The sequence below is a fragment of the Microvirga subterranea genome (assembly GCF_003350535.1).
Taxonomy (GTDB): domain Bacteria; phylum Pseudomonadota; class Alphaproteobacteria; order Rhizobiales; family Beijerinckiaceae; genus Microvirga; species Microvirga subterranea.
In genome coordinates this window covers 11,657-34,978 of sequence record NZ_QQBB01000006.1, presented here as the reverse complement: position 1 = coordinate 34,978, position 23,322 = coordinate 11,657, and the positions used below count along the sequence as shown (strand labels likewise).

Annotated in this window: 21 protein-coding genes; 11 read left to right on the top strand and 10 right to left on the bottom strand. The window is 67.5% G+C overall.

The genetic code is table 11. The features are described from left to right. Window positions 1–49: 49 nt before the first annotated feature. Window positions 50–979, top strand: coding sequence for a sulfite exporter TauE/SafE family protein (locus DES45_RS15665; RefSeq protein ID WP_114770969.1), 930 nt, complete (start codon window positions 50–52; stop codon window positions 977–979). Beyond that, window positions 976–1,740, top strand: coding sequence for a TIGR02186 family protein (locus tag DES45_RS15660; RefSeq protein ID WP_114770968.1), 765 nt, complete (start codon window positions 976–978; stop codon window positions 1,738–1,740). The genes DES45_RS15665 and DES45_RS15660 overlap by 4 nt, the downstream gene beginning before the upstream one ends. 6 nt (window positions 1,741–1,746) lie before the next feature. Here DES45_RS15660 and pdeM read toward each other — a convergent pair whose 3' ends face one another. Both pdeM and DES45_RS15650 read right to left on the bottom strand, forming a co-directional pair. Further along, complete coding sequence (gene pdeM / locus DES45_RS15655; RefSeq protein WP_114770967.1) at window positions 1,747–2,448, bottom strand: ligase-associated DNA damage response endonuclease PdeM; 702 nt, start codon at window positions 2,446–2,448, stop codon at window positions 1,747–1,749. Next, window positions 2,445–5,066, bottom strand: coding sequence for a ligase-associated DNA damage response DEXH box helicase (locus DES45_RS15650; RefSeq protein ID WP_114770966.1), 2,622 nt, complete (start codon window positions 5,064–5,066; stop codon window positions 2,445–2,447). Before DES45_RS15650 ends, pdeM begins: the two co-directional genes overlap by 4 nt. A gap of 143 nt (window positions 5,067–5,209) precedes the next feature. Here DES45_RS15650 and DES45_RS15645 point away from each other — a divergent pair, with 143 nt between their 5' ends. After that, window positions 5,210–6,028 carry an SDR family oxidoreductase gene (locus DES45_RS15645; RefSeq protein ID WP_114770965.1) on the top strand — a complete coding sequence of 273 codons (819 nt, stop codon included), beginning with the start codon at window positions 5,210–5,212 and terminating at the stop codon, window positions 6,026–6,028. On the opposite strand, the gene DES45_RS15640 is transcribed toward DES45_RS15645, so the two are convergent. Then, window positions 6,025–6,990, bottom strand: coding sequence for a class I SAM-dependent DNA methyltransferase (locus tag DES45_RS15640; RefSeq protein ID WP_245571745.1), 966 nt, complete (start codon window positions 6,988–6,990; stop codon window positions 6,025–6,027). The genes DES45_RS15645 and DES45_RS15640 overlap by 4 nt on opposite strands. A gap of 238 nt (window positions 6,991–7,228) precedes the next feature. On the opposite strand from DES45_RS15640, the gene DES45_RS15635 reads away from it, so the two are divergent. The 4 genes from DES45_RS15635 to DES45_RS15620 all read left to right on the top strand — a co-directional run bounded on the left by DES45_RS15635 (window position 7,229) and on the right by DES45_RS15620 (window position 11,291). Further along, window positions 7,229–8,281, top strand: a complete 1,053-nt coding sequence (locus tag DES45_RS15635; RefSeq protein ID WP_114770964.1) for a ligase-associated DNA damage response exonuclease — start codon at window positions 7,229–7,231, stop codon at window positions 8,279–8,281. After that, complete coding sequence (locus tag DES45_RS15630) at window positions 8,278–10,011, top strand: cisplatin damage response ATP-dependent DNA ligase (protein WP_114770963.1); 1,734 nt, start codon at window positions 8,278–8,280, stop codon at window positions 10,009–10,011. Before DES45_RS15635 ends, DES45_RS15630 begins: the two co-directional genes overlap by 4 nt. 2 nt (window positions 10,012–10,013) lie before the next feature. Next, on the top strand, window positions 10,014–10,466 hold the full coding sequence (locus DES45_RS15625; RefSeq protein WP_114770962.1) for a secondary thiamine-phosphate synthase enzyme YjbQ: 453 nt from the start codon (window positions 10,014–10,016) through the stop codon (window positions 10,464–10,466). Window positions 10,467–10,619: 153 nt separating this feature from the next. Beyond that, on the top strand, window positions 10,620–11,291 hold the full coding sequence (locus tag DES45_RS15620) for a response regulator transcription factor (protein ID WP_114770961.1): 672 nt from the start codon (window positions 10,620–10,622) through the stop codon (window positions 11,289–11,291). Here the strand turns inward: DES45_RS15620 and DES45_RS15615 are convergent. Then, on the bottom strand, window positions 11,288–12,226 hold the full coding sequence (locus tag DES45_RS15615; protein WP_114770960.1) for an alpha/beta hydrolase: 939 nt from the start codon (window positions 12,224–12,226) through the stop codon (window positions 11,288–11,290). The two genes, DES45_RS15620 and DES45_RS15615, sit on opposite strands and share 4 nt — an antisense overlap. Before the next feature lie 104 nt (window positions 12,227–12,330). On the opposite strand from DES45_RS15615, the gene DES45_RS15610 reads away from it, so the two are divergent. After that, on the top strand, window positions 12,331–12,582 hold the full coding sequence (locus tag DES45_RS15610) for a DUF6460 domain-containing protein (RefSeq protein WP_245571744.1): 252 nt from the start codon (window positions 12,331–12,333) through the stop codon (window positions 12,580–12,582). A 17-nt stretch (window positions 12,583–12,599) separates the two neighbouring features. Beyond that, window positions 12,600–13,937, top strand: a complete 1,338-nt coding sequence (locus DES45_RS15605; RefSeq protein WP_114770958.1) for an MATE family efflux transporter — start codon at window positions 12,600–12,602, stop codon at window positions 13,935–13,937. A gap of 15 nt (window positions 13,938–13,952) precedes the next feature. Here DES45_RS15605 and DES45_RS15600 read toward each other — a convergent pair whose 3' ends face one another. Both DES45_RS15600 and DES45_RS15595 read right to left on the bottom strand, forming a co-directional pair. Continuing rightward, on the bottom strand, window positions 13,953–15,035 hold the full coding sequence (locus tag DES45_RS15600; protein WP_114770957.1) for a quinone-dependent dihydroorotate dehydrogenase: 1,083 nt from the start codon (window positions 15,033–15,035) through the stop codon (window positions 13,953–13,955). Continuing rightward, entirely contained in the window at window positions 15,032–15,376 is a 345-nt protein-coding gene (locus DES45_RS15595; RefSeq protein WP_114770956.1) for a DUF952 domain-containing protein, read from the bottom strand. The genes DES45_RS15600 and DES45_RS15595 overlap by 4 nt, the downstream gene beginning before the upstream one ends. A 159-nt stretch (window positions 15,377–15,535) precedes the next feature. On the opposite strand from DES45_RS15595, the gene DES45_RS15590 reads away from it, so the two are divergent. Beyond that, complete coding sequence (locus tag DES45_RS15590) at window positions 15,536–16,171, top strand: S24 family peptidase (protein WP_114770955.1); 636 nt, start codon at window positions 15,536–15,538, stop codon at window positions 16,169–16,171. Between the two features lie 3 nt (window positions 16,172–16,174). Here DES45_RS15590 and DES45_RS15585 read toward each other — a convergent pair whose 3' ends face one another. Together DES45_RS15585 and DES45_RS15580 are read right to left on the bottom strand one after the other, a co-directional pair. Further along, window positions 16,175–17,908: a lysine--tRNA ligase gene (locus DES45_RS15585; RefSeq protein ID WP_114770954.1), complete on the bottom strand. Its 1,734-nt coding sequence runs from the start codon at window positions 17,906–17,908 to the stop codon at window positions 16,175–16,177. 130 nt (window positions 17,909–18,038) lie between these two features. Continuing rightward, window positions 18,039–18,839 carry a transporter substrate-binding domain-containing protein gene (locus tag DES45_RS15580; protein ID WP_114771292.1) on the bottom strand — a complete coding sequence of 267 codons (801 nt, stop codon included), beginning with the start codon at window positions 18,837–18,839 and terminating at the stop codon, window positions 18,039–18,041. Window positions 18,840–19,108: 269 nt separating this feature from the next. On the opposite strand from DES45_RS15580, the gene DES45_RS15575 reads away from it, so the two are divergent. Then, on the top strand, window positions 19,109–20,875 hold the full coding sequence (locus tag DES45_RS15575) for a glycosyltransferase (protein ID WP_245571743.1): 1,767 nt from the start codon (window positions 19,109–19,111) through the stop codon (window positions 20,873–20,875). Here DES45_RS15575 and DES45_RS25195 read toward each other — a convergent pair. Together DES45_RS25195 and recD2 are read right to left on the bottom strand one after the other, a co-directional pair. Beyond that, the gene (locus DES45_RS25195) at window positions 20,835–21,002 is read right to left on the bottom strand and encodes a hypothetical protein (RefSeq protein WP_170151527.1); all 168 of its coding nucleotides are present in this window, start codon (window positions 21,000–21,002) and stop codon (window positions 20,835–20,837) included. The two genes, DES45_RS15575 and DES45_RS25195, sit on opposite strands and share 41 nt — an antisense overlap. A 61-nt stretch (window positions 21,003–21,063) precedes the next feature. Further along, complete coding sequence (recD2, locus tag DES45_RS15570; RefSeq protein WP_114770952.1) at window positions 21,064–23,253, bottom strand: SF1B family DNA helicase RecD2; 2,190 nt, start codon at window positions 23,251–23,253, stop codon at window positions 21,064–21,066. Between the last annotated feature and the right edge of the window lie 69 nt (window positions 23,254–23,322).

Here is a 23,322-nt window from a genome sequence, read left to right as displayed (position 1 = left end):
AGCGACGTCATAACCAGAGCCTGGCTGCACCGGCCATAGGGGGACCGGGGTGCAAATTTATTTGCCTATCGCCGAAATGCCCGTGAGCGTTCTCCTCATCCTAGGAATGGGCGCGGCGGTTGGCTTCATCTCGGGTCTGTTCGGCATCGGCGGCGGCTTCCTGATGACGCCGCTGCTGATCTTCCTCGGCATCCCGCCGGCGGTCGCGGTCGCCACGCAATCGGCGCAGATCGTCGCCTCCTCCACGACCAGCTCCCTGAACGCCCTTCGCCGGAAGGCGCTCGACTTCAAGCTCGGGACCATCCTGGTGGCCGGCGGCTTCATCGGCTCGGTGCTCGGCGTCTGGTTCTTCGCGGCGGCAAGGCGCGCCGGCCAGCTCGATCTCGTGATCGTGATCTCCTACGTGACGCTCTTCACCGTCGTCGGAAGCCTCATGCTCAAGGAGAGCCTCCGGGAATTCTGGACCAAGCGAAAGGGCGGTTCCGTGCGGCTCCGGCGCCAGGCGGGCGAGCACGCCCCCTATCTCGGCCTGCCCTTTCGCGTGCGCTTCTATCGCTCCAAGCTCTATGCGAGCGTGATCCCGATCCTGGGGCTTGCGCTCTTCGTCGGGTTCGCGGGCGCGCTTCTCGGCATCGGCGGCGGCTTCATCATGGTGCCGGCGCTGCTCTACATCTTCCGGGTGCCGACCAGCGTGGTCGTGGGCACGTCCCAGTTCCAGATCGTCTGCACGACCCTCGTGGCGCTCATCCTGCACGCGGTGGCGAACCAGGCGGTCGACATCGTGCTCGCCATCCTGCTCATCGTCGGCGGCGTCTTCGGCGCGCAGTTCGGCGCGCGGGCGGGACGCTACCTCCGGGCCGAGCTGTTCCGGTTCCTCCTGGCCCTCCTCCTGCTCGCCGTCGGCCTGCGCTTCGCCATGGAGCTGGTGGTCCATCCCGACGAGCCCTTCTCCATCACGGTGCAGGAGTCGCGCACATGAGGGCGCTCGTCCTCCTGCTGAGCCTCTGCTGGGCAAGCCTGGTCCCGGCCTCCGCCGAGACCCTGATCACGTCCCTGTCGAACCACCGCGTCCTGATCACGTCGAACTATACGGGCACGTCCATCGCGGTATTCGGCGCCATCGAGCGCGACGCGCAGACGATCTCCCGCGCCACGGGCTACGACGCGGTCGTCACCGTGCGCGGCCCCACCCAGTACCTCGTCGTGCGCGAGAAGGAGCAGATCGGCCCCGTCTGGATCAACCAGGAGCAGCAGAAGTTCCCGCTTGCGCCCTCCTACTTGGGCGTCCTGATGTCGGCGCCGATTGACGAGATCACCAGTCCGCAGCTGCGGCAGCGGCAGAAGATCGGCCTGCGCGCCATCATCGACGCGCCGGATTTCACGAACGTTCGCGACGGGGCCGACCAGCCGTTCCGGGACGCCCTCTACCGGCTCAAGGAGCAGGAAGGCCTCTACCATGAGGACGAGCGCGGCGTGACCTTCCTGACGCCCAGCATCTTCCGGGCCAGCATTCCGCTGCCGGCGACAGCGCCGCCCGGCAACTACGACGTGGAGGTCACCCTCCTGGCCGACACGGTGATCCTCGCTCGCACCATCACCCATTTCGAGCTGGTGAAGACCGGATTCGAGCAGCAGGTCGGCGAGGTGGCGCGGGACTGGAGCGTGCTCTACGGCCTGACGACCGCGCTCCTCGCCATCTTCTTCGGCTGGGGTGCCAACGTGATCTTCCGGCGCGACTGACCCGGATCAATCCCGGCAGAGCATCGCCTTCGCGATGGCGAAGATGCGTTCGGTGCCGATGAGGTGGGCCGTGAAGCCCTTCGGAAAGAGCGGCTTGAACACGGCGTCGCAGGCGTTCAGCCCGCCCGCATAGGCGCCCAGCGCCGGCATGATGCAGCGGGAGCCGTCGGTCAGGAAGCAGCGCCGCCGGGTCGAGCGCCCGCGCATCACCACCTTGCCGACCGGGTGGAGGTGGCCGGCGACCTCGGCCCCGGCGCCCTCCTGCGGCTCGTGGCGCAGGGTGAGCGGTCCGAGCTCCATCTCCTCGACCACCTGGCCGCCGATGCTCTCGGGCAGGATCCGGTCGTGGTTGCCCGTCACCCAGATCCAGTCGCGCCCGCTCTGCACGCCCTCCAGCGTCGTCCGTTCCTCGTCGCCGAGACGCTCCGGGCCGCCGATGTCGTGGAAGCTGTCGCCCAGGGCGATCACCGTGCGGGGGCTGTATCGCTGCACCGCGTCCGAGAGCGCGATCAGCGTCTCGCGGGTGTCGTAGGGCGGCAGCATCATGCCGCGCCTCGCGAAGGACGAGCCCTTCTCGAAATGCAGGTCCGCCACGAGGAGCGCATCCTCGTCGGGCAGGTACATCGCCCCCGTCAGGTCGAGAACGGCGGTGCGTCCCTGCAGGCCGATTTCATGTGTTGTCTGTTTGTTCTTGAGCAAAGCCGTCACGCCAAAGCCTCGTCGAGAAGCGCTGCTTCCGCCTCGGCCAGAATCTCGTCCGCGTTGTCGCTATAGACGCGCTCGCGGCCGATCTCCAGCATGACGGAGACGCTCAAAGGGGAAACCCGGTCGAGCGGCTTGTGGATGATTCGCCCCCGGATGCGCGACAGCATCATGCCGAGGCGCCTTACGTCGAGGAGTCCCGTTGCCGCATCCGCCCGGGCGGCGCGGAGCAGCACGTGGTCCGGCTCGTGCTTGCGCAGCACGTCGTAGACGAGGTCCGTCGAGACCGTCACCTGCCGGCCGGTCTTCTCCTGTCCCGGAAAGCGGCGCTCGATCAGCCCGGCGATCACGGCGCATTGACGGAACGTGCGCTTCATTAGCGAGGATTCGGCGAGCCAATCCTCCAGGTCGTCGCCCAGCATGTCCTCCGAGAACAGCTCGTCCATGAAGCCCGGGTCCCGCGCCGCCCGGGCGGCGATGTCGCCGGAGGCGTAGACCGCGATGCCGTAATCGTTCGCCACGAAGCCCAGGGGCTTGAGCCGCGCCCGTTCCAGGCGGCGGGTGAGGAGCATGCCCAGCGTCTGGTGCGCGAGCCTCCCCTCGAACGGAAAGCAGGTCATGTAGAAGCGCCCCGCCCGCGGGAAGGTCTCGACGAGAAGGTCGCGCGGCCCGGGCACCACCGAGCGGCGGCGCTGCTGCAGGAGCCACTCCGTCATCTGCGGCGGCAGCCGGTCCCACTCGAACGGGTCCGCCAGGATCGCCCGCACCCGCGCGGCCAGGAAGGTGGAAAGCGGGAACTTGCCGCCCTCGTAGGACGGGATCTTGGGCTCGGTCCCGGCGCTGGTGCGCACCGCGATCACCTCGTCCTCGTGGATGCCCTCGAACCGCAGCACCTCGCCGGCGAAGAGAAACGTATCGCCCGGCGTCATGGTCTCGGCGAAATACTCCTCGATCTCCCCGAGGATGCGCCCGCGCGGCAGCACGGTGCCGGGCTTCGAGCGCGAGCTGCGCCCGACCCGTACCTTGATCATGGTGGATTCGACGATGGTGCCGACGTTCAGGCGGTATTGCTGCGCGACCCGCGCGTCCCGCACCCGCCAGAGGCCGTCGTTGCCCTTTACGATCTTGGCGAAGCGCTCGTAGGCCCGCAGCGCGTAGCCGCCCGTCGCCACGAAGGCGACGGCGGCCTCGAAATCCTCCCAGGTGAGGCCTGCATAGGGAGCGGCGGAGCGGACCTCCTCGTAGAGGTCCTCCAGCCGAAAGGGATCGGCGCAGGCCATGCCGAGGATGTGCTGGCACAGCACGTCGAGAGCGCCGGTGCGGGCGTCCGGGGTGTCCTGGGCAGCCTCGTGCACCGCGTCGAGGGCGGCGCGGCACTCCAGGATCTCGAAGCGGTTCGCCGGCACCAGATAGGCCTTCGAGGGCTCGTCCATGCGGTGGTTGGAGCGGCCGATGCGCTGCATGATGCGCGAGGCGCCCTTGGGCGCGCCGACGTTCACCACGAGATCCACGTCGCCCCAGTCGATGCCGAGGTCGAGGGTCGCGGTGCAGACCACGGCCTTGAGCTTGCCGGCGATCATCGCCTCCTCGACCCGCCGCCGTTGCGACACGTCCAGCGACCCGTGATGGAGCGCAATCGGCAGGCTTTCGTCGTTGAGCTTCCACAGCTCCTGGAACGTGTACTCGGCCTGGAGGCGGGTGTTGACGAAGACCAGGGTCGTCTTGTGCTCCCGGATGAGGTCGTAGATCGCCGGCATCGACAGGGAGGCGGTGTGGCCCGCAAGCGGCAGACGCTCGTCCAATTCCAGCATGCGGATGTCCGCCTCCGCGCCGCCCTGAACCACGACGAGATCGGCGAGGTCCTGCTCCCCTCCCCCCTTGTGGGGGAGGGCCAGGGAGGGGGGTACGGCGCTAACGGGTTGATCGGCGCGCTCAGCCGATCCGTTGCCACCCCCCTCTCCATCTCTCCCCCACAAGGGGGGAGAGGGTTCGTGGCGCTGCGGCACCAGATAGCGCCTCAGGTCGTCCGGCTCGCGGACGGTCGCGGAGAGCCCGACCGCCGTGAGCTGCGGCGCCATGGTGAAGAGCCGCGCGAGGCCGAGCGAGAGCAGGTCGCCGCGCTTGGAGGTGACGAGGGAATGCAGCTCGTCCAGCACCACGCGGCGCAGATCCTTGAACAGCTCCCGCGCCTCGCGATGGGCCAGCAGGAGGGCGAGCTGCTCCGGGGTGGTCAGCAGGATGTCGGGCGGGCGCTCGATCTGCCGCGCCCGCTTGTGGGACGGGGTGTCGCCGGTCCGGGTCTCGACGCGGATCGGCAGGCCCATCTCCTGGACGGGAGTCTCGAGGTTGCGGGCGACGTCGGTGGCGAGCGCCTTGAGGGGCGAGATGTAGAGGGTGTGGAGCCCGCGCTTCTCCCGGGTCTTCCCGCCGCGCTCCGTCAGCTCCACGAGGCTGGGAAGGAAGCCCGCCAGCGTCTTGCCCGCACCGGTGGGGGCCACCAGCAGCACCGAGCGCCCTGCCCGCGCCTTCTCGAGAAGATCTAGCTGATGCCTGCGCGGCTCCCAGCCACGGCTTTCGAACCATTGGCGGAAGACGGGAGGGAGGGACGCGGACGCTTTCGGCATGCGCCATAAACATAGGTGCTTCTGCGCGTTTCGCCATGCGGGCGCGATTTCAAGTGTGAAAGCGGTTCTTTGCCGGCTTGCTATCCTGTTTCGGATCGTCTCACTCTGGCGTCACGCCAACCAGACACGAAGACAAAAAGACCATGCCGCAAACATCCCAGTTCCAGAACGCCGTCGCCATCGTCACCGGAGGCACGCAAGGTTTGGGCGAGACCATCGCCCGCACCCTCGCCAAGCGGGGCGCGGCCGGCCTCGTCATCTGCGGCCGCAATGCCGAGCGCGGCGAGGCCGTGGCGCGGGAGATCACCGCCCAGGGCTGCCGGACCGAGTTCGTCCGGGCCGACCTCGCGGATGTCGATCAGGCCCGCGCCGTCACGGCCAGGGCCGACGAGGTCTTCGGGAAGGTGAACGTGCTGGTCAACGCCGCCGGCATGACCGACCGCGGCACGATCTTCGACACCAGCCCTGAGCTCTTCGACCGCATGTTCGCCGTGAACGTGCGCGCGCCCTTCTTCCTCATGCAAGAGGCCGCCAAGATCATGCGGCGGGAAAGGATCGAGGGCGCCATGGTAAACATCCTGTCCATGTCGGCCCATGGCGGCCAGCCCTTCATCACGGCCTATTGCGGCTCGAAGGGCGCTCTCGCGACCCTGACCAAGAACGCCGCCTTCAGCCTGATGCCGTGGCGCATCCGGGTGAACGGGCTCAACATCGGCTGGATGAACACGCAGGGCGAGGACAGGATCGTGCGTCTCTACCACGGCGCCCAGGACGGCTGGCTCGAAAAGGCCGAGGCGGCGCAGCCCTTCGGCCGCCTGCTCGACCCGGCCGAGGTCGCCCGCGCGGTGGCGTTCCTGGCAAGCTCCGAAGCGGGCCTGATGACCGGCTCCATCATCGATTTCGACCAGTCGGTGCTCGGCTGCTACGAGGACGCGCCGCACCCGTCGAAGCCGGCGGCCTAACGCTGGAAGACAGCCAAAAGCCCGGGAACCGGCTTGCCCCGGTCCTCCCGGGTCGAGGCCTGTTCGAGCAGGACGACCGTGAAGCCGCACGTCGCCGCCAGCTCGCGCAGATAGGCCTCGCTGTGGGCATAGCGGGCGTCGGCTCCGAGGACGTAGCCCTCGCCCCCGTGGGCCTGGACCGTGAAGGAAAAAAGTCCCTTGGGTCCGAGAACGCGATGCGTTTCGCGAAACGCCGCCTCGAGGGACGCCATGTAGACGAACACGTCCGCCGCCACGACGAGATCGGCCTCGCCCGTCGCCCGTCTGGACAGGAGGCCCACGAGATCGCTCTCGTGGAGATCCGCGTAGAGCCTGGTCTGGCGGGCCTTCTCCAGCATGAGCCGCGAGAGATCGACGCCCTCGATCCGGCCGCACGCGCCCTCCAGCGCCCGGGCCATGAGGCCGGTGCCGCAGCCGAGATCGAGCACCAGGCCGAAGCCGTAGGGCCGGTCCAGCCGGGAACAGGCCCGCCGCAGGGCGTCGGCGACGAGGTCCGGGCCGCGATAGGCGAGGCTCTTCGTGAGGTGCCGGTCGAAGCTCGGGGCATACTCGTCGAAGAGCGCCCGCACGTAAGAATCCGTCATCGCCCCGTCCGGCGGCAGCGCGCCGAGCCACGCCAGATCGAGCCGCACGCCCAGCGTGTCGTCCGGTTCGAGCTCGAGGGCCCGCCGCAGGGCGCCGGCCGCCTCCTCTCGGTCGCCCTGCTCCGCCAGGGAGCGCCCAAGAAGCGCATGGGCGGCGGCGAAATCCGGCGCCAGCTCCAGGACCTGCCGCGCGAGATCGGCCGCTGCCTCGAAGTCCTTCTCGTCGAAGGCGGCGCGGGCATATTCATAGCGGCGGTCGGCGCGGAGGTCGCCCGAGGAGCGGTGGGTCATGGTCGGCGGCATGGCCTTGCCATTGGGGGAGAGAGATAAGGCTGTCAATGCTGATTACCGGACCAGGCGGCCCTTCCCTCCTCCTGCGAGAGAATGAGTGAGAACCCCCTGTATCATTCCCGGCCGGAGCCGGCGTCAGCCGCCGGAGGGGAAGGGAATCCATGGCACCGGGTGGAGAGTGGATCCCCTTCCCGCGCTGACGCGCGCCGGGGACGACAAGCGGAGAGCGTCCCTGCCCTCTCCGGCCGGGAATGACACCGGCACGGACCACCCTATATCCTCACCCATGGCGCTGCGTTCCACCGACATCCTCACCCAGACCCCGCAAGGGCTCTACTGCCCCCTCGGCGACTTCCACATCGATCCGGTCCGGCCCGTGAAGCGGGCGCTCATCACCCATGGGCATTCCGACCATGCCCGCTCGGGCCACCGCGCCGTCATGGCGACGCGGGAGACGCTTCTCATCATGGGTGTCCGCTACGGAGCCGATTTCGCCGACACGACGCAGGAAGCGCCCCTCGGGGAGAGCCTGCGCGTCGGCGACGTGACCGTGCGCTTCACGCCGGCCGGGCACGTTCTGGGTTCCGCACAGATCTCGATCGAGGCAGGCGGCACCCGCGTGGTCGTCTCGGGCGACTACAAGCGCGCCGAGGACCCGACCTGCTTGTCCTATGAGCTCGTGCCCTGCGACGTGTTCATCACCGAGGCAACCTTCGGGCTGCCGGTCTTCCGCCATCCCGACACCCGCGGCGAGGTGCGAAAGCTCCTCGATTCCGTGGCGCTGTTTCCGGAGCGCGCCCACATCGTCGGGGCCTATGCGCTCGGCAAGGCGCAGCGGGTCATGGCGCTGCTGCGCGAGGAGGGCTACGAGAAGCCGATCTACCTGCACGGCGCGATGGAGCGTCTGACCGAGTTCTACAAGTCGGAAGGCATCCCCTTAGGGGAAACCCCGAAGGTCGTGGCCGCGGAGCGCCCGAAGCTCGCCGGGGCCATCGTGATCTGCCCGCCTTCTTCGATCCAGGACCTCTGGTCCCGCCGCTTCCCCGACCCGGTCACCTGCTTCGCATCCGGATGGATGCGGGTGCGGGCGCGGGCCCGGCAGAAGGGCGTGGAGCTGCCGCTCGTGATCTCCGACCATTCCGACTGGGACGACCTCTGCCGCACCATCCGCGAGACCGGCGCCGGCGAAGTCTGGGTCACACACGGCCAGGAGGACGCGCTCGTCCATTGGTGCATGACCCACGGCATTAAGGCGCGGCCCCTGCACATGCTGGGCTACGGCGACGAGGGCGAGGCCGAGGAGGCCCCGGCCACGGCAGAGGCGGGAGAGACCGCATGAACCGCTTCGCCGCCCTCCTCGACCGGCTCGCCTACGAGCCGCGCCGCAACGCGAAGCTGCGGCTGCTGATGGACTATTTCCGCCACACCCCGGACCCGGACCGGGGCTATGCGCTCGCCGCCATGACCGGCGCGCTGATGTTCAAGGAGGCGAAGCCCGGCCTCATCCGCGGCCTCGTGGAGGAGCGCACCGACCCGGTGCTGTTCCGCATGTCCTACCACTACGTGGGTGACCTGGCGGAGACCACGGCCCTCATCTGGCCCGCGCCGGGGCACGAGAGCGTGGCACCGGCGAGCGCCGAGCCCGCCATCGGCCACAACAACCCGCCACCCCACGTTCCAACGATCTCGGAGGTCGTCGAGACCCTCGCGACCACGAGCAAGAGCGATCTGCCCGCTCGCGTCGCCGAATGGATGGACGCCCTCGACGAGACCGGGCGCTGGGCGCTGATCAAGCTGATCACCCGGGAGCTGCGCGTCGGCGTCTCGGCCCGCCTCGCCAAGACGGCCGTGGCCCAGCTCGGCGGGTTCGAGCCCGACGAGGTGGAGCTGATCTGGCATGGGCTGGAGCCGCCCTACGAGGACCTCTTCGCCTGGGTCGAAGGCCGGGGCGAGAAGCCGGAATCCGGCAACCCGGCCCCGTTCCGGCCGCCGATGCTGTCGCATCCGCTCGAGGACGAGGATTTCGAGAAGCTCGACGCATCCGAGTTCATGGCCGAGTGGAAATGGGACGGCATCCGCCTGCAGGCCGTCTCGGGTCACGGGAGCGACGGGCGCCCCGTGCGGAAGATCTATTCCCGCACCGGCGAGGACGTCTCCCGCGCCTTTCCGGACCTCGTCGAGGCGCTGACCTTCGAGGGCGCCATCGACGGAGAGCTGCTCATCGTCCGCGAGGGACGGGTGCAGAGCTTCAACGTGCTCCAGCAGCGCCTGAACCGGAAGGCCGTGACCCCGAAGCTGATCGCCGAGTTCCCGGCGCACCTGCGCGTCTACGACATCCTCACCGAGGGCGACGAGGACCTGCGCAACCTGCCGTTCCGGGAACGGCGCCAGCGCCTCGAAGCGCTCGTGGCCCGCATGGGCGACCCGCGCATCGACCTGTCGCCCATGGTGCCCTTCGGGTCCTGGGACGAGCTTGCGGCCGCCCGGTCGGACCCGGCCTCGGTGGGTGCAGGGCCGGACGCGGACGCCATCGAGGGCTGCATGATCAAACGGGCGAACAGCCCGTATCTTCCCGGCCGCCCGAAGGGCTACTGGTACAAGTGGAAGCGCGATCCCTACCTGGTGGACGCCGTCATGATGTACGGCCAGCGCGGGCACGGGAAGCGCTCGTCGTTCTATTCCGACTACACATTCGGGGTCTGGCGCGACGGCCCGGGCGGCGAGGAGCTGGTGCCCGTGGGCAAGGCCTATCACGGCTTCACCGACGAGGAGCTGGTCAAGCTCGACCGCTACGTCCGCAACCACACGGTCAACCGGTTCGGACCCGTGCGCGAGGTGGAATACGGCAAGGACCGGGGGCTCGTGCTGGAGGTGGCCTTCGAGGGATTGCAGCGCTCGACCCGGCACAAATCCGGGGTCGCCATGCGGTTTCCCCGCATCAACCGCATCCGCTGGGACAAGCCCGCGGCGGAAGCGGACCGGATCGAGACCCTGGAAAAGATCCTCGAACGGGGCGAGAAGGAGGTCTACCCTCTCAAGGCCCAGAAGGCCCGACGCGAGGAGGCATGAGCATGCTGGAGGTTGAAACCCTCACACAGGGCAGCGTGACCCAGCAGGCGAGCGGCCGGCTGATCGTGGAGACGAAAGGCCCGGGCTTCACGGAGATCACGGACGCCGCAGCGCGCTGGGTCTTCGGGACCGGCATCCTCCAGGGGCTGCTCACCGTCTTCTGCCGTCACACCTCGGCCTCCCTGGTGATCCAGGAGAATGCAGACCCGGACGTGCGGCGCGACCTGATGACCGCCTTCGACCGGCTGGCGCCCCGCAACGCAGGCTACGTCCACACCACGGAGGGACCCGACGACATGCCGGCGCATATCCGGACGGTCTTGTCCGGCGTGTCCCTCAGCATTCCCGTGATGGAGGGACAGATGGTCCTCGGGACATGGCAGGGCCTCTATCTCGTCGAGCACCGGGACCGGCCGCACCGGCGCGACCTCGTGTTTCATCTCATCGGCGCCTGACGCTGCGAGAGCGCAAAGGGTTTAACTGTGAAGAACCGGCTGCATCGGGTCGATAGTTTCAGGTAGAATGGACCGGGCGGCTCGCCTCCTCCTTGCCAGGTAAGCGGGGATGCGGCTAAGGCCTAACAAAAAGTGGCGTGGGAGGAGACGAGAGTGCAGGGTCAGAACACCACGATCGTGATTGCCGACGACCACCCGCTGTTTCGTGGGGCCCTGCGGCAGGCGGTCGCCTCCGTCATGCCGCAAGCCCGCGTGATCGAGGCCAGCGGTCTCGACGAACTGAACGCGACCCTCGGCCAGGAGCGCGACCTCGACCTGATCCTCCTCGACCTCACCATGCCGGGCGTCCAGGGCTTCTCGGCCCTGCTGTCCCTGAGGGCGCAGCACCCGGAACTGCCGGTCGTGATCGTGTCGGCCACCGAGGAGCCGACGGTGATCCGCCGGGCCATGGAATTCGGCGCCTCGGGCTTCATTCCCAAATCCATCGACGTGGACAGCATCGGCGGCGCCATCTCGGCCGTGCTCGCCGGCGACACCTGGACCCCGCCGGACGTGGACCTTTCGGCCGCCGAGGACAAGGAGACCGCCGATCTGGTGCGTCGCCTCGCGACCCTCACGCCGCAGCAGGTCCGCGTCCTGACCATGCTGTCCGAGGGCCTGCTCAACAAGCAGATCGCCTATGAACTCAACGTCTCCGAGGCGACCGTGAAGGCCCATGTGTCGGCCATCCTCGACAAGCTCGGGGTCGACAGTCGCACCCAGGCCGTCATCGCGGCCTCGAAGATCGGCGTGACCCAGCGCCCATCGCCTGCCGGAGCCGATTAAAGCCCTTCCACGAAGGCGTCGATCCGCGACAGCGCCTGCTCGGACATCGCGCTGTCGAAGCGGATGAACACGTGGCATCCGCCCGGCCAGACCGCGAGTTCCGTCCTGTTGCCGGCGGCGGCCCAGCGGGCCGACATGAAGAGCGTGTCGTCCAGGAGCATGTCCTTCGTGCCGACCGAGAACAGCGCCGGCGGCAGGCCTTTCAGATCCGCATAGATCGGCGAGACGTCCGGATCGAACCGGTCCGTGCTGCCGCAGAAGTTCTGGGCGAAGACCCTGACGTCGTTGGTGTTGAGGATCAGCCGCTCGGGGCCCCAGTGCCGCACGCTCGGGGTCAGGTTGAGGTCGTAGCAGCCCGCGAAGAGGTTCGCGCCCCGGAAGGGCGTCAGGCCGTGCCTGTCCCGCAGGCGCAGGATCATCACCGCCGATAGATGGGCGCCGGCCGACTCGCCGCCGATGAAGAGGCGGGACGTGCCGAAGCGGCTTTGAGCCTCACGGATCACCCAGAGGGCGGCGGCCTCGCAATCGTCGGGCGCGGCCGGATAGGGATCTTCGGGCGCCAGCCGGTACTCCACGGACACCACCGCCAGGCCGCAGCGGTCGGCGAGGCGGTCGAGCCAGGGGTCCTGCTCGTCCGCCGTGCCCCAGGTCCAGCCGCCGCCATGGATGTGGAAATAGACGCCGCGCGGGTTGTCCGGCGCGATGATCCGCAGGGGGATCGGCCCGGCCGGGCCGTCGATGGTCATCGTCTGCGCCTTCGGGCTCAGGGGCATGAGCGGAAAGGGCCCCAGTCCCTGCCGGCGGCGCTCCCGCACGACGGCAGGCGGCACCGACATCGGGTCCGGCAGGCCTGCGAGCTTCGCCACGATGTCGGTGTTCTGGGCGCGGATTTCGTCGCTGACGGCGGCGGGGTCGAAGAGGGCTCGATCGATCATGCCAGGCTCGGATGGGTTGCGTTCATCGCGGACCCTTGCGATGAAGCACACGCCGGCGCTCAGGTCCAGCCAAGCCTTTCGACGAGGATGAAGGAATGTCCAACATGAACCGTTTCATCGGTGGGTCGCCCGGCTCGGTGCTGGCCAAGCTGATCTTCCTGTCCCTCCTGGTCGGCGCCTTCATGGCCTTTCTCGACATCACGCCGTTCGGGCTGATCGAGGGGCTGTTCAACTGGATCAGGTCCGTCTTCGATCTCAGCCTCGACACCGTCAAGGAGGTCGGGCTCTGGATCCTCTACGGGGCCGTCATCGTCGTGCCGCTCTGGCTCATCTCCCGCTTCTTCAGCCGGCGCTGACCTTCGCGAGAAACATCATGGACGGTTCCCTCTCCGCCCGGCGGATCGACGTCACGCACCGGCGCATGCTGGCGCTGGCGCTGCCGATGACCCTGTCGCACGTCACGACGCCGCTCCTCGGACTCGTCGACGCGACGGTGATCGGACGCCTCGGCGAGGCTCACCTGCTTGGAGCCGTCGCCCTCGGGGCCGTCATCTTCGACTTCGTGTTCTGGAGCTTCGGATCGCTCCGCATGGCGACCGCCGGCCTGACCGCCCAGGCGACAGGCGCCGGCGACCGGCACCAGGTCGACTGCACGCTCGCCCGCGCTCTCCTGGTGGCCGTCGCGGTCGGCCTGCTGCTGATCCTGCTGCAATGGCCCATCGCGACGGTGGCGTTCTCGCTTGCCGGCGCCAGCGAGGCGGTGACGGGCGCCCTCTCGACCTACTTCTTCGTCCGCATCTGGGCCGCCCCCTTCACGCTCGCCAACTACGTGATCCTCGGCTCGACCCTGGGGCGGGGCCGGACCGATCTCGGCCTCCTGCTCCAGGTCGCAATCAATGTGTTCAACATCCTGCTCACGACCCTGCTCGTGATCGGGTTCGGGTATGGCGTCGCCGGCGCCGCCATCGGCACGGCGGTGGCGGAGGCGCTGGGCGTCGGCCTCGGCATCGTGGTTCTGCGGCGGCTCGGTTCTAATCCGTTCGCGGTCGCCTGGAGCGAGGTCCTCGACAAGGCCGCCATGATCCAGACCATGGCGGTCAACCGGGACATCATGATCCGCAACGTGGCGCTGATCCTCGCCTTCTCGATCTTCAGCGCCATGGGGGCACGGAACGGCGACGTGACGCTCGCGGCCAATGCGGTGCTCTACAACATGTTCCTGATCGGCGGCTATTTCCTCGACGGCTTCGCGACCGCCGCCGAGACACTCTGCGGCCAGAGCGTCGGCGCCCGCGACGAGCGCGGCTTCCGCCGCGCCATTTCCCTGAGCCTGGGCTGGAGCATCGGGTTCGGGCTCGCGGTCTCGGGACTGTTCCTCGTCGGCGGAGGCCTCTTCATCGACTTCGTGACCACGAGTCCGGAGGTGCGTGCCTATGCGCGGGAGTATCTGGTCTTCGCCGCGCTGACGCCCCTCGTCGGCGCCGCCGCCTTCGCCTACGACGGCATCTATACGGGCGCCACCTGGACCAAGGCCATGCGGGACCTGATGGTCGCGGCCTTCGCGGCCTATGCGCTGGTGCTGCTCGCGGCCGGCAGCCTGGGCAACACGGCTCTGTGGATCGCGCTGCTGGTGTTCCTGGGCACCAGAGGACTCGGCCAGGCGGTCTTGAGCGCGAGGCTCACGCGGCGAACCTTCCCGCAGGCCACGTGATCGCCTCTTCCCGTTTCAGAGACCCTTCGCCAGCGACGCGGCGTCCCGCCCGACGGCCTCCGCCAGGGACGTCTTCTCCCGCGCCAACCTTTCGACCAGACCGCGCTTGATCTCACCGACGAGACCCGGCCCCTTGTAGACCATGGCGGAATAGAGCTGGACCAGGCTTGCGCCTGCACGGATCTTCGCCCATGCGGCGTCGGCGGAGTCGACGCCGCCGACGCCGATGAGCGGAATCCTGCGCTCGACGCGCAGGAACGTCTCGGCCAGCAGGCGTGTGGACGGAGCGAAGAGCGGCTTGCCCGACAGCCCGCCGGTCTCGCCCGCGAGCGCCTTCTCCCTCAGGCTCTCCGGACGGGCGACGGTCGTGTTGGAAACCGTCAGCCCGTCGATGCCGCGTTTCAGCGCCGTCGCCACGATGGCGTCCAGCGACTCGAGCGTCATGTCGGGCGCGATCTTCAGAACGATCGTGGTCTTCCGCTGCCCGTGGTCGGCGGCATCGCGTGCTTCGACGCAACGCGCCAGAAGATCGTCGAGGAAGGCCTCGCCCTGGAGGTCGCGCAGCCCCGGCGTGTTCGGGGAGGAGACGTTGATCGTCAGAAAGTCGACGAGGCCGCACAGGCCCCGCACGCATGTGACATAGTCGGCAATGCGGTCGGTCGAATCCTTGTTGGCTCCGATGTTCACGCCGACGATTCCGGAGCGGCCTTGCCGCTGCTGCAGGCGCTTCCGTGCGGCCTCCAGCCCGTCGCTGTTGAGACCGAAGCGATTGATGATCGCCTCGTCCCGCGTCAGGCGGAAAAGCCGCGGACGCGGATTGCCGGCCTGGGCCTTCGGCACGACGCCGCCAAGTTCGACGAAGCCGAAGCCGAGCGACAGGAGCTGATCGGGCACTTCGCATTGCTTGTCGAAGCCCGCCGCGAGGCCGATGGGGTTGGGAAACGTCCTTCCGAACAGATCGACCGAGAGACGAGCATCGTCCTTCGGGCCTGCGTTCATCGGCATGAGGGACAGGGCGCGGATCGTCAGCTGATGGGCGGTCTCCGGATCGAGCGCATGCAGAACCGGCTTCGCCAGCGGAAAGAGCGAACTGATCATTGTTCCAGATCCGGAAAAACGTGCAGACCATCGTCGCCCAGGGGAAGCGGCCTGACCCACAACACGGCCGACATCGGAAGGGCTGCGTAGAGATGCGGGAATAGGTCGCCGCCACGCGACGGCTCGTAGCGCAGATCGTCACCGAGTCGATCGCCATCGATCGCGACGAGCAGCAGATCGCGCTGGCCTGCGAAGTGGCGAGACGCCGTTTCCCTCACCTGTTGTGCCGTCGAGAAATGGAGGTACCCATCAATAATGTCGATGGGGGCGCCCTCAAAGATTCCGGCCTTCTCGGCCTCCCGCCAGAGCGGTTCGGGACATATCTTAAAGATGATTTTCATGAGGGTTTGAGTAGCTGTGCGACGCTTAAGGAGCAACCCGAATGTGAATCGCCTGTGATCAAGGAAGAAGGCGATCAGGCTGAGCCATAGAACAACCTTAATTCCTAATCATAGGTTCGGTTTCAGTAAGTTTTTTCGCGTTTTGCGAAGGTTCATCACATGTTGTCTCACGACCGCGTTTGGGCTGCTATCGATGCGCTGGCCGCACGCCACGGCATGACCGCGTCGGGTTTGGCTCGCAAGGCCGGTCTCGATGCGACGAGCTTCAACAAATCGAAGCGCACAAGTCCGGAAGGCCGGGACCGCTGGCCTTCCACGGAGTCGATCGCCAAGATCCTGCGCGCCACCGGCGCGACGCTCGAGGATTTCCTGCGTCTCGTGGAGCCGAGCGGATCGCTGCGCCGCTCGATGATCCCGCTCATCAGCATGACCCAGGTGGCGGGTGCGGGAAAGTTCTTCACCGACGAGGGACACCCGACCGGCGGTCCGGGATGGGACGAGATCGACTTTCCGGATTTCGGCCAGGAGAAGGTCTTCGCCCTCGAAGTCACCGGCGACAGCATGGCTCCCCTCTACCGGGACGGAGACGTGCTCATCATCTCGCCGACGGCGAGCATTCGCAAAGGCGACCGGGTCGTCGTTCGCACCACCGGCGGCGAGGTTCTGGCCCGGGAGTTGCGACGCCGCTCGGCGAAGACCCTCGAACTCGCCTCCCTCATCGAGGGAAGCGAGGAGCGTGCCATCCCGACCGAGGAGATCTCCTGGGTCGGCAGGATCATGTGGGCGCGCCAGTAATCCTCAGGCCGCGCGCCCCGTCGCCTTCTCCTTCAGGAAGGCCTCGTGCTCGCTGACGAGCTGGCCGGCGAGCGCCTTCTCGATCAGCGCCCGCGTTTCCTTGACGCCGTAGAGAGCCACGAACGACCCGAAGCGCGGACCGCGCGGCTCGCCCAGCAGCACCTGATAGATCGTGTTGAACCATTCGATCGAGACGCCCGGACGCTCGGGCGTGGCGCCCTTGGCCTTGAAGTCCTGGTAGCGCGGCTCGGCGCGGCCGACATTGTAGATCTCGTCCTGGATCGCTTCCGCCGTCGCAGGCCGGTCGCCCGCCTCGAACGGGGCCAGCACGTCCGAGAGACGGCGCAGCGACGCCGCCTCGACGTCGTCGGGCAGACGATAGGTCTTCTGCGGCTTCACGAAGTCCTCGAAGTAGCGCACGGCGCGCGCCACGAGGCTGTCGAGACGCGGATGCGTCTCGGGCGAGACGCCCGGCGCATAGCGGCGGATGAAGCCCCAGAGCACCCCGGGATCCTCGGAGTTCGCGACCGCCACGAGGTTGAGCAGCATCGAGAACGAGATCGTCGTGCCGGGCTGGTTGCTGCCGGCCGACGAGACCAGCTCCGGCGCCGGCGGATTGCCCGCATGGAGGTGCCAGACCGGGTTCATCAGGCGCATGCGCACGTCTTGGTTCGGATACTTCTCCAGGAAGGTCAGGTAGTCGTCGACCTGGCGCGGGATCACGTCGAAGAACAGCCGCTTCGCCTCACGCGGCTTGTTGTACATGAAGAGCGCGAGGCTGTCCGGCGTGCCGTAGGCGAGCCACTCGTCGATCGTGAGGCCGTTGCCCTTGGACTTGGAGATCTTCTGGCCCTTCTCGTCGAGGAAGAGCTCGTAGTTGAAGCCCTCCGGCGGCAGGCCGCCGAGAGCCGTTGCGATCTGGCCCGAGAGTTTCACGCTGTCGATCAGGTCCTTGCCGGCCATTTCGTAGTCGACGCCGAGCGCGACCCACCGCATGGCCCAGTCCGGCTTCCATTGCAGCTTGGCATGGCCGCCCGTGACAGGCGTCTCGAACCGCTCGCCGGTTTCGGGATCGCGCCACACGATGGTGCCGGCATCGAGCTTGCGCTCGTCGATCGGCACCTGCATGACGATCCCGGTCTTCGGATGGATCGGCAGGAACGGCGAGTAGGATTGCTGCCGCTCCTCGCGCAGCGACGGCAGCATGATCGCCATGACGGCGTCGTAGCGCTCGAGCACCGTCAGCAGGGTCTTGTCGAACCGGCCGGCCTTGTAGCACTCGGTCGCCGAGAGGAACTCGTAGTCGAAGCCGAAGGCGTCGAGGAATTCCCGCAGGCGCGCATTGTTGTGGTGGGCGAAGCTCGCATGGGTCCCGAAGGGATCCGGCACCTGGGTCAGGGGCTTGCCGAGGGCGGCTGCCACGACCTCCTTGTTCGGGATGTTGTCCGGCACCTTCCGCAGGCCGTCCATGTCGTCCGAGAAGGCGACGAGGCGCGTCGGGATGGCATCCCCGGTCAGGATCCGAAAGGCGTGCCGGACCATGCTGGTGCGGGCTACCTCCCCGAAGGTGCCGATATGCGGCAGGCCGGACGGGCCGTAGCCGGTCTCGAACAAGGCCTCCTGCTTGCCCGTCCGTTTCAGCCGCTCGACGAGCTTGCGCGCCTCCTCGAAAGGCCAGGCATTCGCGGACTGGGCGGCGTCGATGAGGGCGGGGTCGAGGGACAGGGGCTGAGACATGGGACCAGAGTGATTGAAATGAGGGCGCACCCTAGAGCGAATTCAGGATCGTGGAAATTGGCAATCGCTTCGGGAAACACCGGCTTATCAGGAGTGCTGTACGGACCGAAGCTGCGAGGGTCAATGCGGCCTAATAGGGGCTGATGGGGAAGAAGCGCAGGTAGAGCTCGGCATATTTGCCCTCCTTCCAGAGCTGCTGGAGGGCAAAATCCAGGGCGCGCCTGAGGTTGTCCTCGTCCTTGCGGACGATGAAGCCGATCCCCTCGCCGAAGAACCGGCTCTCGAGAAAGGGCCCGCCGGCGAAGTCGCAGCACCCGGCGGAATCCTCGCCGCCGATCCATAGGGCGAGGCCGAGGCCGTCGGCGAACACGTAATCGACCTCTCCGGCCTTGAGGGCGGCCTGAGCGGCTGAGAGCTCCGGAAACGGCTTGAGGGTCGCGCCGGGCATGAAGGCCTTGGCGAAGGCTTCGTGAGCGGTGCCGCCGACGAGGCCCACCGACTTGCCCTGGAGGGTCTTCGCGTCCGGCGGGGGCAGATTGCGGTCCTTCCGGACCGCGAACCGGGCCGGAATCTTGAAATATGGCGACGTCAGGCCGAACCGGTCCCTCAGGCCCGCTGTCACGGGAATGGCGGCAGCCACCACGTCGCCCTGCTTGTCCGCCAGGGCGTCGAGCAGCGTGTCGAAGCGGCGCACCTGGATGGTGCAGGTCAAGCTCAGCCGCTCGCAGGCCGCCCGGGCCAGCTCCACCGAGAACCCCGTGGGCGTGCCGTCGAGCGCGGGAAAATGCAGGGGCGGGAAATCGTCGTCGACAAGGAACCGAACCGTGCGCATTCCGGTGAGATCGGGCCGCTCGAGCTGCGCTCGCGGATCCCAGAAATTCGGGATTGAGACCCCTTGAGCCTGCGCCACCGCGGGCAGAACCCCAAGCATTGATGCGAGAAGAGCGGCAGACCGCTTCCTGAAGAAGGGCTTGATCTCCTGCGCGAGCCGCGCAAGAATTGAAACAGTATATCGCTTCTTCAACTGCTGATGTCCTCTTGCCGGTATCCTCGAACGAGTTCGGACAACCGCCTGTGCAGGTCAGGCAGGGTCTAGCGGACGGCGCCCGACAGTCAACCGCCCCGCAGAGCCTTCTCCCGTTTGAGCTGAGCTTTTTGGCTGACCACGGGTTTTCGCCGGAAGCCTTGCGAGAGGCCGCAGTGCTGGCGGCATTGGGCCGTGTGTCCGCCGACGAGTTTCTCATCCGCAACGGCTGGATCGACGAGACTGTCTTCTATCGCGCGCTCGCGGCGGAGTTGGCCCTCCCCTTCGCGTCGGCGCCACACCTGTCCCGGCAGACCCGTTTTCCCGAGAGCATTCTGACAGGCGTGGCGCCCCTGGCCGGGCCGGAAGGCGGGTTCGTCATCGCACCTCGCGGGCCTGTCCTGTCGCGCCTCCTGCAGCACCGCACGCTGGTCCGCGGTGGATTGGCGGTGACGGCTCCATCTCTCCTGGCCCGGGCCGTGCTCCGCCATCAGCCGCGCCGGGTTGCCGAGCGCTGCGCGAACGAACTGCCCGATCACGCGCCCGATCTTTCGAGCCGCGACGGCGCAACCGGATCGCAGTTTGCGGTGCTTTGCGCAGGAGCCTGCCTGCTCTCCTTCAGCGCCGGCCTTATACCGAGTGCGACGCTCGCCTGCCTTGGAGCCGCGCTCAGCCCTCTCTTTCTCGGCTTGGCGGTGCTGAGGCTGGCGGCATGTTTTCTCGGTGGCCCTGCGAGACCGGCCACCGACTACCCGAAGAGAGCTGATGCAGGCCTGCCCGTCTACACGATCATCATCGCACTCTACCGGGAGAAGAGAGTTGCCAGGCGACTGGTCGCGGCCCTGTCCCGCCTCGACTATCCGGCGGCCAAGCTCGACATCAAGCTGGTGCTCGAGGCGGATGACCGTGAGACGCCGGCAGCCCTTGCATCGGTTCCCCTTCCGGGCTGCGTGGAGGTCATCGTGGCGCCGCCGGGCCTGCCGAGGACGAAGCCGCGCGCCCTGAACGTCGCCCTGCCGCTGGCGCGGGGCCGCTTTACCGTGATCTATGATGCGGAGGACATTCCCGATCCGGGCCAGCTGCGCCTTGCGGCCGATGCCTTCGCCCGCCTTCCGCGTGACGTCGCCTGCCTTCAGGCGCGTCTGACCATCGACAACACAGACGATTCCTGGCTCACCCGGCTGTTCACCATCGAGTATGCGGCACTGTTCGACGTGTTCAATCCGGGACTGGCCGAGATCGGCGGCCCGATCGCGCTCGGCGGAACCTCCAACCACTTCCGGACGGAAATCCTGCAGCAGATCCATGGCTGGGACGCGTGGAACGTCACCGAGGATGCGGATCTCGGGATCCGCCTCGCCAGATCGGGCTACCGCGTCGAGGACCTGCCCTCCTCCACCCTCGAGGAAGCGCCGATCACGCTGAATGCCTGGATGCGCCAGCGGACGCGCTGGATGAAGGGTTTCGTGCAGACCTGCACCGTGCACTCCCGGCATCCGGGTACGGCCCTGCGCCAGCTCGGCCTCTGGCGCTTCATAGGAGCTGTCCTCGTGACACTCGGAACCGTGCTGAGCGCTCTGCTCTATCCTGTCTTCACAGGCCTTTTCATCCTGCTGTGGAGCGGGGGCGCGCTCATCGATCCGCACTCGCAAGGGAGCAGGATCCTGTTCTCCGTGAGCGTGACGCTCTTTTGCACGGGAGCTGCCGCGGTGTTCCTGCCGGCCATCGCGGGTCTCAAGCGCCGCCGGCTCTGGCGGCTCCTGCCCTGGGTCGCCCTCCTGCCGGTCTATTACGTGCTCGTGAGCCTCGCGGCCTGGAGAAGCCTATGGGAGCTGGCGGTGGCGCCCTTCCGCTGGAACAAGACCAGCCACGGCTTGGCGCGGACATCGCGCGCCGCACGGCTCAGAAGCAAAGGGCGAGACCGGCCAGCACGAGGTCGTTGAACACGGACGCACCATAGCGCCACCAGAGCAGGCCACCGGATGCAACGAAGCACAGGGCGGCGCCGGCGATCAGCAGGCGGCCCGGCACCCGCTCCTGTTTGTCGGCCTGATCTGGATGAAGGGCCATAGAGCGCTCCCGATAACGACGTCGAGGCAATATAGGCGCCGGCCGGCGCGCAGGAAAGGTGTCAGGCCTGCAGCTGCACCTGCAGCCTTGACCAGCGCGGATCCTCCTCGGCGGCCACGGCCTGCTCCAGGGCCGCCCGGCTCCCGACAAGGACCACGAGGCTGCTGCCCCGCGTCACCCCCGTATAGAGGAGCTTGCGGCGCAGCATCGATGCCTGCCGAAAGCCGACGGGGATGACGACCGCCGGATATTCGGATCCCTGCGCTTTGTGGATCGTCACCGCATAGGCCAGGACCAGCTCGTCGAGTTCCTTGAAGCTGTAGACCACGAGTCGATCGTCGAACGCGACGGAAACCTCCCCCACGTCCCGATCGACCTCGCGAACGATGCCGACCTCGCCGTTATAGACGTCGCGATCATAATCGTTGCGCACCTGCATGACCTTGTCGCCCGGGCCGTAGATCCAGCCCGCCCGGTGAATGCTGTCAGGCCCGGGCGGATTGAGGAGCTGCTGCAACTCGCCGTTCAGCATGTACGTCCCGAGCCGCCCCCGGTTCATCGGGCAGAGCACCTGGATGTCCCGTATCGGATCCAGGCCGAACCGCCGCGGGATGCGGTCGCGAACGAGGATCGCGATCTTGGCCATGGCGTCAGCGGTCGTTTCCGCTTCCACGAAGTAAAAGTCGGAATCGGCCTTCGGATCCACATCGGGCACGAGGCCGCTGTTGATCGCATGGGCAGCCGCGATGATGCGGCTCTCGCGCTCCTGGCGGAATACTTCCTTCAGACGGACGACCGGAACGACACCCGACATGATGATGTCGGAAAGCACCTGCCCCGGCCCTATGGAGGGAAGCTGGTCGACATCGCCCACGAGAAGCAGGGACGCGTTGTCCGGCAGGGCGCGCACGATGGCCGCCATGAGCCGGATGTCGAGCATGGAAGCCTCGTCCACCACGAGGAGGTCGCAGGCGAGCGGCGCCTTGGCGTTGCGGCGAAAGCCGCCCTCGGATGCCTCCAGCAGGCGATGGACCGTCTTGGCCGGGAAGCCCGTGCTCTCGGAAAGCCGCTTGGCGGCCCGTCCTGTCGGCGCGCAGAGCGCGATGCTCAGATCATGCTCGGCCACGAGATGCGCGAGGCCGCGGACCAGGGTCGTCTTGCCCACGCCGGGGCCACCGGTGACCACCAGGACCTTGGACCGGCACGCCGCCATGAGTGCCTGCCGCTGGCTCGGTGAATACGAGACGCGGATGGCCCGTTCGGCTTCGGCGACGACATCGCCAGCGTCGAGCCCGCTCCAGCGATGGACGCCCTTGGCCAGATCCTTCAGACGCTGCGCGATGAAGTGCTCGGCCCCATAGAGGCTCTTGAGGAAAATGCCCGGACGGCCATCGAGGTCGTCAGGGATGACGAGCCCCGCCTGACATTGCGCATCGAGCACGGGCCTCAACTCATCCTCCGGGACGTCGAGCAGCAGGCTTGCTTGGCGAACGAGCTCGTCGGCCGGCAGGCCCGAATGACCGTCCTTGACGGCCTCGGCCAGCACGTTCGCGAGGCCCGCCTGAAGGCGCACCCGGGATGTAGGCTCGATGGCGAGTTGCATGGCGATCTGGTCCGCCAACGCGAACTCGAAGCCGGGAATATCCAGGGCAAGCCGGTAGGGATTGGCCGAGATGATCTCGATCGCGCCCGCGCCATAAGTCCGGTAGATCTGCATCAGCAGAATGCCGCGAATGCCATGAGCATGCAGGAAGGCTGCGATGTCCTTCAGGGCACGATGCTCGGCCCAGGCGGCAGCGATGTTCTGCGCCGTGGCCATGCCGATGCCGTGCACGCGCGTCATCTCGTGGGGACGCCGCTCGATGATGTCGATGATGCGGGTGCCGAAGGACGCGATCAGACGCTGCGCACAGGATGGGCCCACGCCGCGCAGGAGACCGGATCCGAGATAGCGCTGGAGATCTTCGGCAGTGGTCGGCGTGGAGGTGGTGAGCATATCCGCCCGAAACTGAACGCCGTGATTGCGGTCGTTGAGCCAGGCCCCGCCTGCCTCTACGAGTTCGCCCACGCCGACGGTCGCCGCGTGGCCGACCACGGTGACAGGTTTGCGGTGACCGCGCGCCTTGACGCGCAGAACGCAGAAGCCGGTCTCCTCGTTGTGGAACGTGATGCGCTCGACAGATCCGACGAGATGCTCCGACAGCGTCAGGGCGCCTTGGTCGGTCGCAGCCGTGGCGGAGGATCTCAGCATCGATACCGGCGGTCGCACGCGCCGCGGCGTGCCTCATCAGGAGAGCGGGGCGGCACCGAAGCGCCGCCC